Here is a 14,802-nt window from a genome sequence, read left to right on the forward strand (position 1 = left end):
TGTGGGCAACGTAGAAGCCACCGCATCCTGTGGAAGTCTGTTCGTAAAAAGCTCGTCGCCTTGAACTTCTTGGTCCTATTTATCGGACTTTTTGAACGCGCACTTAAAGCATAATGTCAGGAGGAGGTTTTTAACGTGTTAACAATACAATCAGCTCAAGACTGGATGGTAAAAGCAAATGAATATATGCAGGAGAATAAAGCGTATTTAACAGAGCTTGATCAGGCAATTGGAGACAGTGATCATGGTATTAATATGTCAAGAGGCTTTCAGGAGGTTGTAAAAAAACTTGAGCAATCCTCATATGATGATGTTGCCACGGTTTTTAAGGATGTTGCAATGACATTAATGTCGAAAGTAGGAGGAGCTTCAGGTCCATTATATGGTACTGCTTTTCTGAAATTGTCGATGGCAGTGAAAGGGAAGGATACTGTAGACAAGGGTGATATTGCAGCAGGACTGGATGCCGCAGCACAAGGTATTCAGCAACGGGGGAAATCAACCACTGGAGAAAAAACGATGGTAGATGTTTGGGTGCCAGTTGTTTCCTGGTGGAATGAACAGAGTGAAATCGATGCAGCAGATTTAGAAAAGACAGTAGAAGAAGCTATGGAATCTACAAAGCCGATGAAAGCAACAAAAGGAAGAGCGTCATATTTGAAGGAAAAGTCTGTCGGTCATATTGATCCAGGATCTGCTTCCAGCTACTATATATTCAAATCGCTGGCAGAAGTTTTAGCATAACGCACAGAACTTTTAAGCCATATTTCCAGTTATTTTTATACCAGCATATCAGATTCCTGAAAGTGAAAAAGTCCGGATAAAAGCAAAAGGCTATACAGTATGTATAATATATGTTAGTATGAATTTAAGTTAATAAAACGGACGGAGAAGCTATGGAGAGACCGCGGGAAGGCTGGTATTATTATATCAGTATTCTTGTGGTCTTTTTTAATTTATCTGAAGTATTCAGATTGTGATTGGCAATAAAAAGAAAAGCTGTACAAGAATGAATTGGTTTTTCTTATACTTTTGGATGAATAGCCGTCTTTAAATAGGGAAAAAGAAACTATAGATAATTTTAGGGGTGGAGTTTATGAGTGAATTTTCAGGAAAAAGACGTAAAGAAGTATTAGAATCACTGGAAAAAGAGCAACTGGATTTATTAGTTATTGGGGGAGGTATTACCGGTTCCGGAATTTCATTAGATGCTGCTACAAGAGGACTGCGAACAGGACTTATTGAAATGCAGGATTTTGCAGCGGGTACCTCAAGCCGTTCAACAAAATTAGTGCATGGCGGCCTGCGCTACTTGCAGCAATTTGAAGTAAAAATGGTTGCAGAGGTAGGGAAAGAACGTGCTGTCGTTTATGAAAATGGTCCACATGTTACCACACCAGAGTGGATGCTTTTACCATTTCATAAAGGAAGTAATTTAGGACCGTTTACATCTAATATCGGTTTGCGTGTATATGACTTTTTGGCAGGCGTTAAAAAATCAGAACGCCGTGAAATGTTAAAACCAGCTGAGGTATTAGACCGTGAACCGCTTGTAAAAAAAGACGAGCTTCGCGGCGGCGGATATTATGTAGAATATAAAACAGATGATGCACGATTAACTATTGAAGTGCTTAAAAAAGCTGTTGAAAATGGTGTCAAAGCAGTCAACTATACAAAAGCAGTGGAATTCATCTATGAAGATGGAAAAGTAGTAGGCGTTGTGGCAGAAAATCAAATCAGCAAAGAAAAGCATAAAATCTATGCGAAAAAAATTATTAATGCCGGTGGTCCATGGGTAGATGATGTCCGTGAATTAGATGGATCCAAAAAAGGAAAAACACTTCATTTAACAAAAGGTGTCCATCTAGTATTTGACGAATCTGTATTCCCACTTAAACAGGCAGTGTACTTCGATACACCGGACGGACGTATGGTTTTTGCTATTCCTCGTGATGGTAAAACTTATGTAGGTACAACAGACACTGACTATAAAGGGAATATTGCTCATCCAACAATGACAGAGGCAGACCGCGATTATATCTTAGACGCGATTAACTATATGTTCCCTTCTGTCGGAATTGATGCAGACAAAGTAGAATCCAGCTGGGCTGGAATACGTCCTTTAATTGCTGAAGAAGGTGCAAGCAGCCCAAGCGAAATCTCCCGTAAGGATGAAATTTTCCAATCTGATTCTGGGTTACTTTCCATGGCAGGAGGAAAATTAACAGGCTACCGTAAAATGGGGGAACACGTTGTTAATATGGTAGCGAAACAATTAAAAGAAGAAGAAGGCATTTTATATACAGACAGCCAAACAAAGCATTTGCCAATTTCCGGAGGAGAAGTTGGCGGATCAAAAGGCTTCAAGAACTTCAAAGCAGAAAAGGTTAAAGAAGGTGTGAGCCTTGGTTTAACAGAGAAAGAAGCAGCAGAACTGACACAGCGGTATGGTGCAAATGTAGAAAAAGTCTTCACACTTTATACAGAAAATAAAGAAGCTGCTAAAAATGAAAATATTGAACCGGCAGTATTTGCTCAGGTACTATATGCAATCAATGAAGAAATGGCTTATAAAGCAGTTGACTTCTTTATCCGCCGTTCAGGTGCATTATTCTTTAACCGTCCATGGGTAGAAACACATATGGATACGGTACTTCCGTTCATGGAAAAAGAACTCGGCTGGACAAAAGAGGAAGCAGCAGCATATAGAAAAGAATTGGAACAATTATTGTACGAAACAACACATCCAGATAAATAAGAACGTAATAATAAAAATAAGATGCATGCTCTGCCATGGGTCTTATTTTTTCGGCTTTAGACGGAATTATATAATATGAAATAAGTCGGTTCTGCCCGCTAAAATTATGAGTATTGTTCATGTTATATTAAACATTAAAAATAACTTTGGACAACACAGAGCCTGCTGCTCAGGCTATCAAATACAGACCTTTGAAAAGAGCGGTAAACGGAAGTAAAAGTTTCGCTATTTAACATGACAAATATGGGAATCTGCTATATTCTATGGTATACTTTTCTCGACTTGTCTTTAAGAACGGGGGAGATCCATGTTAAAAGGAAAAAGAAATAAAACAAAAGGAAAAACAAATAACGTAACCCCATTCATCCCTGAAGGCGACTTTTACTATACAAAGGGCGTAGAGGCATTTAAAAAAAGGAAATTTGATATTGCGATTAAATGGATACAGAAAGCAATAGAAGACAAACCCTATTTCCCTCTATATAAATGCCAGTTATCCATCATTTATACTGAAACAGGTGCTTATCATAAAGCAAATCAGCTGCTGACAGAGGTTTTGAAGACTGGAGAATATGTTGATTGCTACTATTTAGCTGCAAATAACTATGCGCATCTTGGATTGCTGCAAGATGCTAAAAAATATGCACAAATGTATTTAGATAAAAAGCCAGAGGGAGATTTTAGTGATGATGCTGCCCAGCTTCTTGATTATATAGAAATTGGCGATGAAGACGAGGAAGAAATCTTTTCTCTGGAGGATGAGGACGAACTGATTATTTTACAGGAGACAGCCTTTTACCATATAGAAAATAATGACTGGGAAAAAGCGATTCCTTTTATTGAAGAGATAATGGAAAATTTTCCAGAACAGAAGTTAGCTGTTCATGACTATGCGCAGGCACTATTCTATACTGGAAAAAAAGAAGAGGCTATGCATATTGAAGAGGATATGCTGGAGGATTACCCGAATAATTTGCAAAGTCATTTAAATTTAGCGTTGTTTTATTATGAGACAGGAGATTCTGATTACCTTGAGCATATCCAGATCATAGATAATATCTATCCAATTCATGAGGAGCAAAAGCTGCGGATTGCAGAAGTCTTTGCAAAAACAGAAAATTATTCTTTAGCATATGAACGGTATCAAAATGTTTCTGGAGAGCAAGCTAAAAGAAGAGCATCTTATTATAAGTGGTATAGTGTTACAGCTTATCATTCAGGATATCCCAGTAAAGCATTGCGATTATGGGAAGAGGGTTTGAGGCGGCACCCTAAGCTGTCAAAGGAGGAAGGGCCCTGGGCTTTTAAAGATTAAAAAAGGGTTCGATATCCTGTCGCTGTACAGGAATTACTAATATGAGCAAAAAGATAGACGTTATATCTTAATTTCATTACACTATACGTTGGAATAAGAATATTATAAAGATAAAGGGGCGGTATTGAATGTCCGAAGAAAAAATATATGATGTGATTATTGCCGGAGCTGGACCAGCAGGTATGACTGCTGCAGTGTATGCTTCCCGGGCAAATTTAGATACATTGATGCTGGAACGTGGAATTCCGGGCGGTCAAATGGCAAATACAGAAGATGTGGAAAACTATCCTGGATTTGATCATATTTTAGGGCCGGATTTATCGAATAAAATGTTCGATCATGCTAAAAAATTTGGTGCGGAATATGCATACGGTGATATTAAATCCATTGAAGATCATGGCAATTATAAAACTATTCATGCAGGAAAGAAAGAGTATCATACCAAAGCTTTAATTATTGCAACAGGAGCGCAATATAAAAAGCTTGGCATCCCGGGAGAAGAAGAGCTTGGAGGACGCGGTGTATCTTATTGTGCGGTTTGTGATGGTGCTTTCTTTAAAGAAAAAGAACTTGTTGTTGTCGGCGGCGGGGACTCTGCTGTGGAAGAAGGCGTATATTTAACAAGATTTGCAAGTAAAGTAACCATTGTTCACCGCCGTGATGAATTGCGCGCACAGCGTATTCTTCAGGATCGTGCTTTTGATAATAATAAAATTGAATTTATTTGGGATACAGTGCCTGAAAAAATTAATGGTACAGAGGGAAAAGTCAGCAGTATCACATTAAAAAATAATAAAACGAATGAAGTGTATGATTTTGAGACAAACGGTGTATTTGTTTATATCGGTATGCTGCCTTTAAACGATCCATTTACAGAGTTAGGAATTACAGATGAAGAAGGATATATTCCTACATCTGAAAACATGGAAACAAAAATTCCAGGAATTTTTGCAGCTGGAGATATCCGTGCAAAAGATCTTAGACAAATTGTTACCGCTACTGGTGATGGAAGTATCGCAGCTGAAACAGCCATTAAATATGTAGAGACATTAGAAGATTAATCAAGATAATTGTCGGATTTTAGGTGATAAGTAATTCTAAAGTTATTGGAAATTGTCGAATCTATAGGGGTTATCAATCTTAAGGTATAATTTGTATAAAAAAATTAATCTCCGGTAACTGGTTCTTAACCTTGTTGTAACACGCATGAAACAATGAAAGGTTAAGATAGGGTTAACTAATTGACCCCCTTTTAATAGATAGATTAGTTTTGGGACAGGTGACTCACCTGTCCATTTTTTTGGATTAAAATAAAGGCAGCTTTTTTTAAGAATAAGAAAGTATATAAGAATGTTGAAGAATAGCCGCTCCAACGGCTTTCATGGGATGAGTAACCGCAACCTCAGAAATACACTACGCTTTCCGTGGGCCCCGAGCTCATCTCCTCGATAAAGAAGACTTAGTGATTGGCAAGCCGACAGGCGCAGACAGAGCTAAAGCCGCACTTATGCCCTTGGATGAAAAAAGAAGAGCACTTTTTTCCTGTGGGGCATACAGGACGTATGTCAGTTCGGTGCCTGAGACAGGGCGTCGCTAACTTAACCGAATTCTTGGCGAATGTCAGGTTTTCTAATATAATGAAGTAAGATACAATAAGTATAGCGCAAGAACTGGCCGGTTAAGATCTTAGGGCCCGGAAACCGGGGTTGGGGATTCGACTGCCCGCCAGAAATATAAGTGGCGTCGGAAGAGGTTTGAAAGGGGAGAGTTCAATGAATCAAGAAAAAGAAACAAAGCTCGTTATTATTACTGGAATGTCAGGAGCTGGAAAAACAGTTGCGGTACAAAGCTTTGAGGACTTAGGGTATTATTGTGTAGATAATTTACCTCCTGCACTTCTTCCAAAATTTTTAGAATTAATGAAGGATGCTTCTAATACAATTCAGAAAGTGGCCCTTGTCATGGATTTACGGGGGAGAGAATTTTTTGATTCCTTATACAAGGCACTGGATGCAATTAGCCATACACCGTGGATTCAAAGCCATATTCTATTTTTAGATGCAGCTGATGAAACTTTGGTTACGAGATATAAAGAGACAAGACGCTCTCATCCATTAGCTGTTGGCGGGCTTCCTTTAAACGGGATTCATCAGGAGAGAATCATTATTGATGAATTGCGCGGACGTTCTCAAAGAATTATCGATACATCAAATCTTAAGCCAAGAGATTTACGCGAAAAGATTCTTCAATTATATAAGGAAGAAAAGCAGGAAGTGTTTTCGGTTCATTTCGTATCTTTTGGATTTAAATATGGAATTCCAATTGATGCGGATTTAGTTTTTGATGTACGCTTTTTGCCGAATCCACATTATGTGTCTGCGCTTCAGCCTTTAACAGGATTAAATCAGGAAGTCTCTTCATATGTATTTAAATGGACAGATACACAGCTGTTTACAGATAAATTAAATGATTTATTCCGTTTTATGTTTCCGCAATATAAAAAAGAAGGCAAATCACAATTAGTCATTGCCATTGGCTGCACTGGCGGACAGCATCGTTCCGTAGCTTTAGCTGAGTATTTCTCCAAACAATTCAATGATGATTATATTACACATGTCAGTCATCGGGATATTGAGAAGAGAAAGGCTAAATCATCATGAGCAATGTTCCCAAAATAACGGCTATTGGCGGAGGAACAGGAATGCCGGTTTTACTGCGTGGATTGAAGGATTTACCGGTGGAGCTTACCGCAGTTGTGACTGTAGCGGATGATGGAGGAAGTACAGGAAGAATCCGTTCAGAAATGGAAATACCTGCACCGGGAGATATCCGAAACGTTATTGCTGCTTTATCTGATGCAGAACCTATGCTTTTAGAGCTCTTTCAGCATCGGTTTCAACAAGGGAATGGATTGACTGGCCATTCATTAGGGAACTTATTATTAGCTGCCATGACATCGATGACCGGTAATTTTAATCAGGGGATAAAAGAAATTTCCCGGGTTCTAAATGTAAAAGGAAAGATATATCCGATTTCAAATGATAATATGTCTTTGCATGCAATTATGGAAGACGGAGAAGTTATTCATGGTGAATCAAATATCCCTCTGTCGGGAAAACGGATTAAACGTATTTTTTTAGAGCCGCAGCCGCTGCATCCATTACCTAATGCCGTTGAATCCATTGAAAAAGCAGATCTGATTGTTATATCTCCAGGGAGCCTGTATACTTCCATCATGCCGAATCTAATTGTTCCAGAAGTGAAGGAAGCATTACACAACGCGAAAGCAAAGAAAGTCTATGTTTGTAATATCATGACGCAATATGGAGAAACAACAGGTTATTCTGCGGCAGATCATGTTCAGGCTATTCACGACCATGTTGGTGATGCTTGTGTTGATTATGTTATTGTTCATAACCAGCCAATAGATGCAGAAACACAGGAAATTTATAAAGAAGAGAGAGCATTTCCGGTAGAAGCGGATATTGACCGCTTAAAAGCCATGAATGTTCAGGTAGTTGCAGGAAATATTGTTGTAAAGCATAAAGATGGAACACTTCGCCATAATAATGATAAAATTGCTGAGATGCTTTATAAATTTTTATAATTTTATCATGGAATGAAGTTTTGCTTTATATGCGTTTGAAAAGGGAAGGAGTGTGATACTATGTCCTTCGCATCAGATATTAAGAAAGAACTAACCGCGATTCAATCGGATTCCTGCTGCCAGTTTGCTGAGTTAGCTGCATTAGTTCGAATGAATGGCGTTATTTCTATATCAAAGCAAGGTTATGCACTAGATGTGCAGACGGAGAATGCAGCAATTGCAAGGCGTATTTACACATTAATTAAGCAAAATTATACATTACCGGTAGAACTGCTTGTCCGTAAAAAAATGAAGCTGAAAAAAAATAATGTTTATATTGTCCGTATGAAAAACGGTGTCCAGTCTTTATTAAAGGATTTGGATTTAATCGAAAATCAATATCAAATTATCCGGACTATTTCAGAGAAATACTTAGATAAAGAGTGCTGCCGCAAATCATATTTACGTGGAGCATTTCTGGCCGGCGGTTCGATGAATAATCCGGAAACATCTTCTTATCATTTAGAGATTTTCAATTATTATGAAGAACATGCAGAAGCGTTAAAAACATTATTGAATGGATACGATTTGCACGCAAGAACACTGGAACGTAAAAATGGACATATCGTATATATGAAGGAAGCAGAAAGGATTACTGCTTTTTTAAGTATTATTGGAGCACATCAGGCATTATTAAAATTTGAAGATGTCCGTATTGTCCGTGATATGCGGAACTCTGTGAACAGGTTAGTAAATTGTGAAACTGCGAACTTAAATAAGACCATTGGTGCAGCATTCCGTCAAATTGAAAATATTAAATTGATTGAACGAACAGTCGGACTGGAACAATTACCTGAGAAATTGCAAGAGATGGCTAAGCTGCGGGTTCAGTATGAAGAAGTTTCATTAAAGGAATTGGGAGAACTCGTTTCCAGCGGGACAATTTCTAAATCAGGCGTGAATCATCGATTGAAGAAGATTGATGAATTCGCAGAAAAAATTAAACGTGGAGAGCTGCAGCTTGGTAATTAATGCTAGCATCCGGAGAATATGATATAATGCAATAAATATCATGGAACATCGCCAAAAAATAAATGCAGAGCTTTCTCTGCATTGCAAAAAATGGAGGCGTTTACTTAAGACAGGAGAGTGGGTTTGTTGATTGAGAAAACGGTGAAGATTGAATTAGATTCAGGATTGCAGGCAAGACCAGCTGCCTATTTTGTACAAGAGGCCAATCGATTTGATTCACACATATTTTTAGAGAATGATGATAAAAAAGTGAATGCGAAAAGCATTATGGGACTGATGAGCTTAGCTTTGACAAAAGGGGAAGAAATTAAGCTTATTATCGAAGGTGAAGACGAAGAAGAGGCAATGGAATATTTAACAAGCCTTGTTCGCGAGAAAGTATGATTGAGCTAATGTTAAGTTTATAATAAATAGCAAATCTATGCCTATTTAAAAACTCCCTCTTAAGGGCGGGTAATCTTTACTCAAACTTAAGAGGGAGTTATCATGCATTTCATTTTTCTAGTAGCGCGCCCAGAGGGATTCGAACCCCCGGCAAACCTGGTACCGGAAACCAACAAAATCAATTTCACTTATATTCAACATGTGTTAGTCGGTATTTCACATCATATAAACATGTTAGTTTATCTCAGTAAGTTCACCTTTTGTTAGCTGATGCGTTTGCAATTGAGTTTGCGGATTTCCCTTTATCAGCATTTCCATATAACGACTTTTGTATACTTGTTGCAGCGATTTTTTGAATACCGGGGATAACATGTGAATAAGTATCTAAAGTCGTTTGGATGGACCGATGCCCTAAACGTTCTTGTACAACTTTAGGATGCACGCCAGACTTCAAAAGTAAGGTGGCGTGTGTGTGCCGTAAACCATGAAAACTAATCTTTTTCACATCGCTTTTTTCTAATGTTCGTTTAAATACAGTTCTCAAATACGTCGGCCGGATATAACCTCCGGTTGACGTAGCGCACACTAAATCAAGATTTTGGTAATCCTCACCACAAATCATTCTATCCTTTAATTGTTGTCGTTTATGTTCTTTCAATATTTCTATAGTATCATCATCAATTTCAATGGTTCGATAGCTGGTAGAAGTTTTTAGTTGAGATGATAATTCCCATTTCCCTTCATCATCTTTTTTTAATTGATGCGTAACGGAAATAGTATTGTTGGCAAAGTCAACTTTATTCCATTTTAATCCTAAAACTTCACCTCTACGCATTCCGGTGGCAAGCGATAATAATATTGGCATCGCATGATTCTTGCTTTTTAGGTTGCTCATAAAGTCTATCACTTCATCTTCTGACCAATACTCTATTTCTTGCTTGTCCACTTTAGGAGCTTCTATATCTTCCATTATACCCTCTTTTATTCCGTATTTCTTCCCTTTTAAAAGAGCACTGGATAATATCCGATAAATATGTTTTTTACTCCGTTGAGACAGTTCTTTATCATTTACTTCATCTATAAATGATTCAATGTGGTAACTCTCCAATTTACTTATTTTCCATCGTCCTAATCCTGGAATAATATGCTTGCGCATATATGATTCATAATGTTCATAAGTTCCTGGAGCAACAGTGCTCTTTTTTCTATCTAACCACTGGTTAAAATATTCTTCCATCGTCATATTCGCCGGGTCAGTATACCCTTTTTTTAGTTTGCTAATAACATTAGGTAAATCATCCTCAGCATCTTTTTTTCGCTCATATCCAGAAAACCATTTCTGTTTTCTTTTATTGTTATGATCTCTGCCTATATCAACCACGATAGAATACTTATTGCCTCGTTTAATGATATGACCTCTCATTTTATCCCTCCTGAAGGAATGTATGTTCTATTTTTAGTTGAAAGAGAAGGCGTACTTTGTACACCTTATTTGTTCTCGAATCTAAACAATAAATTAGATAAATCATTTTTAATCCCTTTAAAAGATTTTATGGTTTGGATAGCTTGGATATCATTTTCAGTTAAGGTATAATCAATTTCACCTTTATCTCCTTCAAACCGCATTTTTACTTCTTCAGCATCAATTATCTTTTCTATTAATTCTTCATCGATATTCGTTATAGTATCTTCTTCTCTAATTAAACTTCCATTAAGAATATCTGTATCGAAATTAAAAGTTCCTATCGACTCTTTTTCGCCATCAATATTAAAAACAACATTGTCTGCAAATAACCAGTCTTCTTTTTCAAAACCAACCAGAAAAGTCATTGTATTATCCTCAGTAGTGATGAAAGGAACAATATGTTTATCGTTACTTACATCATTCAATCCCTGATAATATATAGTGGATACGTCGTCAAAATCATCATAATGAACCTCAACTTTATCCATTAAATCTTTAACAGGATCAATAATATTTTTAATTTCGTAAGCTGAGTCATTGTCATTAACGTCATTTTCTTCTATATAAGAATTTACTCTTTCATATATTTCTTTATACTCAGCCTTTTTAGAAGCTTGTTTATAAAAATCAACATTTTCTTCATCTAAAAAGAAGTCTGATTGAACTATTTGTGATATCTCTACTGGGGGATTATCAATATCTACCTCATTATTAAAAATTACCCCTACGAGATAATAATCGTTTTTCGCACTTTTAAATTGTCTTGAATTATCTGTAATATTCTCAGGTAGGTTATTATAGAAAAAATCAAAGGTTTCTTTCTCTAAATCTCTGTTATTTCCGTTGTTTCGTAAAACTATACCAGAAGCGTATTCTGCATCATTAAGATAGTAAATAAACATTCTAAATGTGGAATAATCACTATCTATAATATCAATTTTCATATCTTCATATTCAAAGCTTTGCAAAGTAGCCTCTTTTCCTTCAAATAATTCAGTTTTAAAAATATCCTCTGTTTTCAAACCTAACTTTTTATTTGTATCAATAGTTGACTTCTCGCTTTTTGATTCAGATTTAACTACTTCTGAATCGGAATCACTGTTTTCTTCTTCAGGTAGATTGTTATTCTTCTCTTCAGAAGCAGAACTATCATTACAAGCAACAAGAAACAGCATCATACCAACAAACAGTATCAAAAATTTCTTCAAATAATCGACCCCTCAATTATGTTTTTATCTATATAAAACAGCATTGCTGTACACTACCATAAATTACCGGTACAAAAAATATTTGCTACTACATACCATTATATGTATGGACAACTTAGATAAACTTATAGAAATTGCAAATTGTTATTTTCGAACAGTACGAACGAATTGCGAATTTGACAAAATAGTAGATTATAAAAGTAGAAACGGGTATTACATATTTTATGCTTATTTTAGATGCAAAAAGAGAATAACAATCAAAAAGGTGTGTATTTGCCCTAATGGTACTATACTTTGTTGACTTGTTTTGTCGAATTTTGTCGTAACTTTACACGAATTTTAAAAACGCCCCCAAAAACTATTTCTATTGTGATACAATAAAAATTAATATAACAAGAACAGGAGTTCGTCTTTTTGTTCTGAATAAAAGGGGTTGGGGAAGGTGGATGAGTGTAAAATTGATCTATTAATAGAATTCCTTAAAAATGCATCAGAAAAAGAAATACAAAATTTTGTGAAAGAGGTAAAGCAGCTGAAAAGCTGTTAATCCTCTTTCTTATCAGCAGTAGACATACCTTCAACAAACGCTTCTAATTTAATCCATAGGATTTCTTGTTTTTCCTCTGGAATATCTTCTATCATTTTTATAATTTTTTCTAATCTTGTATCTCCTCTAGAATCTTCTAATTTAGTGAAAAGAGGATCGTTACTTCTTCCTAATATATAATCAGTGGTAACTTCGAAAAAATCAGCAAATTTTAATAACGTCTCATAATCTGGTTGTCTAAATTCTCTTTCGTAATTAGAAACATTTTGATTTGGCATGTTTAATTTTTTTGCCAATTCCAATTGAGACAAACCCGCCCTTTGTCTTAGAGTACGCAACCTTTTTCCAATCATCTATAAACCCTCCATCCATACGGCAATTTTAGCTTACTATTCAGTTCGAATAAATAATTTCTTCAAAAAGTTTAAAAAAACTATTGATTTCTTCAATTCGTATATGTATAATAAAGTCAAGTTCTTCGAATCGTATATTTAGTTAGGGAGGTGTTAATATGCAAATTCATAAAAATGTAAGAGCAATAAGAGAATCAAAAGGTATTACTCAAACGCACGTAGCAAAAGAGTTGGGTGTTACAATTCAGACTTATAATTCCTATGAAAAAGGAAGAACGAAATTATCTGCAGAAACATTACAAAAGATAGCAATCACTTTACAAGAACCAATAGAAAATTTTTTTAACTATAAAATATACGAATCGAAGAATAAACAAATCGTATAGGAGGTGCATTGATTGATTGGGATTAAATATTTAATTACTGCACTCATTAGTTTAATTGGCGGTTTTACAATGATATACGTTAGTGACCGCCTAGAGAAAAAGCGTTTGTTCAGTAAAGGTTTTTTAAAAGTTGTTGTGCTAGGTTCGGTACTTCTAGCGTTTCTGATAGTTCTGATGCTTCTATTAGCACTTGTCGAATTATTTTCTTAAAAAGAGCATCTACTTCATCCACTAGTTCAAGTTCATTGTTAATGAATAATCGACCTGCTAATGGCTGGTATTTTGTGTAAAGTAAAGCAACTTCGGGAGATATATATTCAAAATTACTTCGTATATGTTTTTCTAAATAATTTAGATCACCAGTTAGGTTACCTAGTGTTGTGACATTAAACTTTAAATGTTCTGAGTCAAATGAATACAAATGTTTAATGATTGGCAGGTAAAAATTATTGTATCTATCTTTTTCTAAATTCAGTTTGTACTCTGAGAAGTTTGCTTTTCTACCTAAATAATTAGAGTAATAAATCGAGAAAATAGAAACGATAGTAGCTATAAGAAATACCCAATGTTCGATAAAGAAAGATTTCAATTAAATTCACTCCTTTTTCATTATTATATCAAGCTTAGTAATGAAATTGGAATATATAGGAGGAACCAAAATGAATCAATTAGTTTTTAAATCAAATGACCAAGTAGTAACAAGCTCAAGAAATATTGCAAGAGATTTTGACAAACAGCACAGGCACGTTTTGGAAGCAATTGATGCAATAAAGGGGGTTGCCGAAAATTGGGCAGACCTATTTTTCCAGACAACCTATACTCATGAACAAAATAAACAACAATATCGACAATACCTTATGAACCGTGACGGATTCACTTTGCTGGTTATGGGATTCACCGGAAAAAAAGCAATGCAATTCAAAATGAATTATATGAAAGCTTTTAACCAAATGGAGCAGCAGTTGAAAGAATTGAATAAACCATCTTACATGATTGATGATCCGATTAAACGAGCTGAAATTTGGATTACAGAACAAAAAGAGAAAAAAGAACTCGAAACAAAGAATCTCGTGTTAGAGCAAAGGGTTTCAGAATATGAACCCAAAATCACTTATCTGGATGAAATTTTAAAATCAACTGATTCCGTTACTGTATCCCAAATAGCAGAAGATTACGGGATGACAGGTCAAGAAATGAACAAATTATTAAATCAAATAGGTATTCAGTACAAAATGGGCGGTCAGTGGCTTCTTTACTCAAAACACAAAGGTAATGGTTACACCAAATCAAACACCGTTGACATTACTCACACTGACGGTAGAAGGTCAGTCAAAATGCATACTAAATGGACTCAAAAAGGCAGATTGTTTATCTATGAATCTCTGAAAGAACAAGGTGTTCTGCCATTAATGGAAATTAGATTGAATAGCAAAAACAAATTAGATGGCGTTAAGTCATAAAGGAGGTTATCTAAATGTCCATGGAAGAATCCATTCGTCAAATCATCCGTGAAGAGAACGAAAAGCATTTACAAGACATTGAAAAAATGCTCCAGTCTCATGGTTATAAAGCGCAACCTAAATTTCTAACCGTTGAAGAAACAGCAGAAATTTTAAGGATTGGAAGGACTGCCACTTATGAATTGTGCAGACAGTCCGAACACAATGGCCTTCCTGTCGTTAAAGATGGATATAAGATTCGTATCCCTTATAACGGTCTTATGACATGGATAGACCAACAAGCTAATGCAAAACAAGCAAACTAGAAA

Annotated in this window: 15 protein-coding genes; 11 read left to right on the plus strand and 4 right to left on the minus strand. The window is 35.9% G+C overall.

The window, feature by feature from the left end:
• Positions 1 to 135 precede the first annotated feature (135 nt).
• From dhaL to OSO01_RS09490, 8 genes are all read left to right on the plus strand, one after another.
• Entirely contained in the window at positions 136 to 744 is a 609-nt protein-coding gene (gene dhaL, locus OSO01_RS09455; protein ID WP_307725841.1) for a dihydroxyacetone kinase subunit DhaL, read from the plus strand.
• Positions 745 to 1,096: 352 nt separating this feature from the next.
• A complete protein-coding gene (locus OSO01_RS09460) occupies positions 1,097 to 2,758 on the plus strand; it encodes a glycerol-3-phosphate dehydrogenase/oxidase (RefSeq protein WP_147210198.1) in 1,662 nt (553 codons plus the stop codon).
• 307 nt (positions 2,759 to 3,065) lie between these two features.
• Entirely contained in the window at positions 3,066 to 4,073 is a 1,008-nt protein-coding gene (locus OSO01_RS09465) for a tetratricopeptide repeat protein (RefSeq protein WP_147210199.1), read from the plus strand.
• Positions 4,074 to 4,201: 128 nt separating this feature from the next.
• Positions 4,202 to 5,134, plus strand: a complete 933-nt coding sequence (trxB, locus tag OSO01_RS09470) for a thioredoxin-disulfide reductase (protein ID WP_147210200.1) — start codon at positions 4,202 to 4,204, stop codon at positions 5,132 to 5,134.
• Positions 5,135 to 5,845: 711 nt separating this feature from the next.
• Positions 5,846 to 6,733 (plus strand): RNase adapter RapZ, encoded by an 888-nt coding sequence (rapZ, locus tag OSO01_RS09475; protein WP_147210201.1) that lies wholly within the window; start codon positions 5,846 to 5,848, stop codon positions 6,731 to 6,733.
• Positions 6,730 to 7,680: a gluconeogenesis morphogenetic factor MgfK gene (gene mgfK / locus OSO01_RS09480; protein WP_147210202.1), complete on the plus strand. Its 951-nt coding sequence runs from the start codon at positions 6,730 to 6,732 to the stop codon at positions 7,678 to 7,680. Before rapZ ends, mgfK begins: the two co-directional genes overlap by 4 nt.
• 60 nt (positions 7,681 to 7,740) lie before the next feature.
• The gene (whiA, locus tag OSO01_RS09485; RefSeq protein ID WP_147210203.1) at positions 7,741 to 8,691 is read left to right on the plus strand and encodes a DNA-binding protein WhiA; all 951 of its coding nucleotides are present in this window, start codon (positions 7,741 to 7,743) and stop codon (positions 8,689 to 8,691) included.
• Positions 8,692 to 8,817: 126 nt separating this feature from the next.
• Positions 8,818 to 9,075, plus strand: a complete 258-nt coding sequence (locus tag OSO01_RS09490) for an HPr family phosphocarrier protein (protein WP_147210204.1) — start codon at positions 8,818 to 8,820, stop codon at positions 9,073 to 9,075.
• Between the two features lie 253 nt (positions 9,076 to 9,328).
• Here OSO01_RS09490 and OSO01_RS09495 read toward each other — a convergent pair whose 3' ends face one another.
• The 3 genes from OSO01_RS09495 to OSO01_RS09505 all read right to left on the minus strand — a co-directional run bounded on the left by OSO01_RS09495 (position 9,329) and on the right by OSO01_RS09505 (position 12,648).
• Positions 9,329 to 10,498 carry a site-specific integrase gene (locus tag OSO01_RS09495; RefSeq protein WP_147210205.1) on the minus strand — a complete coding sequence of 390 codons (1,170 nt, stop codon included), beginning with the start codon at positions 10,496 to 10,498 and terminating at the stop codon, positions 9,329 to 9,331.
• A gap of 65 nt (positions 10,499 to 10,563) precedes the next feature.
• Entirely contained in the window at positions 10,564 to 11,748 is a 1,185-nt protein-coding gene (locus OSO01_RS09500) for a hypothetical protein (RefSeq protein WP_147210206.1), read from the minus strand.
• 543 nt (positions 11,749 to 12,291) lie between these two features.
• Entirely contained in the window at positions 12,292 to 12,648 is a 357-nt protein-coding gene (locus OSO01_RS09505) for a helix-turn-helix domain-containing protein (RefSeq protein ID WP_147210207.1), read from the minus strand.
• A 158-nt stretch (positions 12,649 to 12,806) separates the two neighbouring features.
• Here OSO01_RS09505 and OSO01_RS09510 point away from each other — a divergent pair, with 158 nt between their 5' ends.
• A complete protein-coding gene (locus OSO01_RS09510; protein WP_147210208.1) occupies positions 12,807 to 13,034 on the plus strand; it encodes a helix-turn-helix transcriptional regulator in 228 nt (75 codons plus the stop codon).
• A gap of 109 nt (positions 13,035 to 13,143) precedes the next feature.
• Here OSO01_RS09510 and OSO01_RS09515 read toward each other — a convergent pair whose 3' ends face one another.
• Positions 13,144 to 13,623, minus strand: coding sequence for a hypothetical protein (locus tag OSO01_RS09515; protein WP_147210209.1), 480 nt, complete (start codon positions 13,621 to 13,623; stop codon positions 13,144 to 13,146).
• Positions 13,624 to 13,693: 70 nt separating this feature from the next.
• On the opposite strand from OSO01_RS09515, the gene OSO01_RS09520 reads away from it, so the two are divergent.
• Both OSO01_RS09520 and OSO01_RS09525 read left to right on the plus strand, forming a co-directional pair.
• Positions 13,694 to 14,494 carry a phage regulatory protein/antirepressor Ant gene (locus OSO01_RS09520; protein WP_147210210.1) on the plus strand — a complete coding sequence of 267 codons (801 nt, stop codon included), beginning with the start codon at positions 13,694 to 13,696 and terminating at the stop codon, positions 14,492 to 14,494.
• Between the two features lie 14 nt (positions 14,495 to 14,508).
• Entirely contained in the window at positions 14,509 to 14,799 is a 291-nt protein-coding gene (locus OSO01_RS09525; protein WP_147210211.1) for a helix-turn-helix domain-containing protein, read from the plus strand.
• Positions 14,800 to 14,802 lie beyond the last annotated feature (3 nt).

This window comes from Oceanobacillus sojae (genome assembly GCF_007991515.1).
Lineage (GTDB): Bacteria > Bacillota > Bacilli > Bacillales > Amphibacillaceae > Oceanobacillus > Oceanobacillus sojae.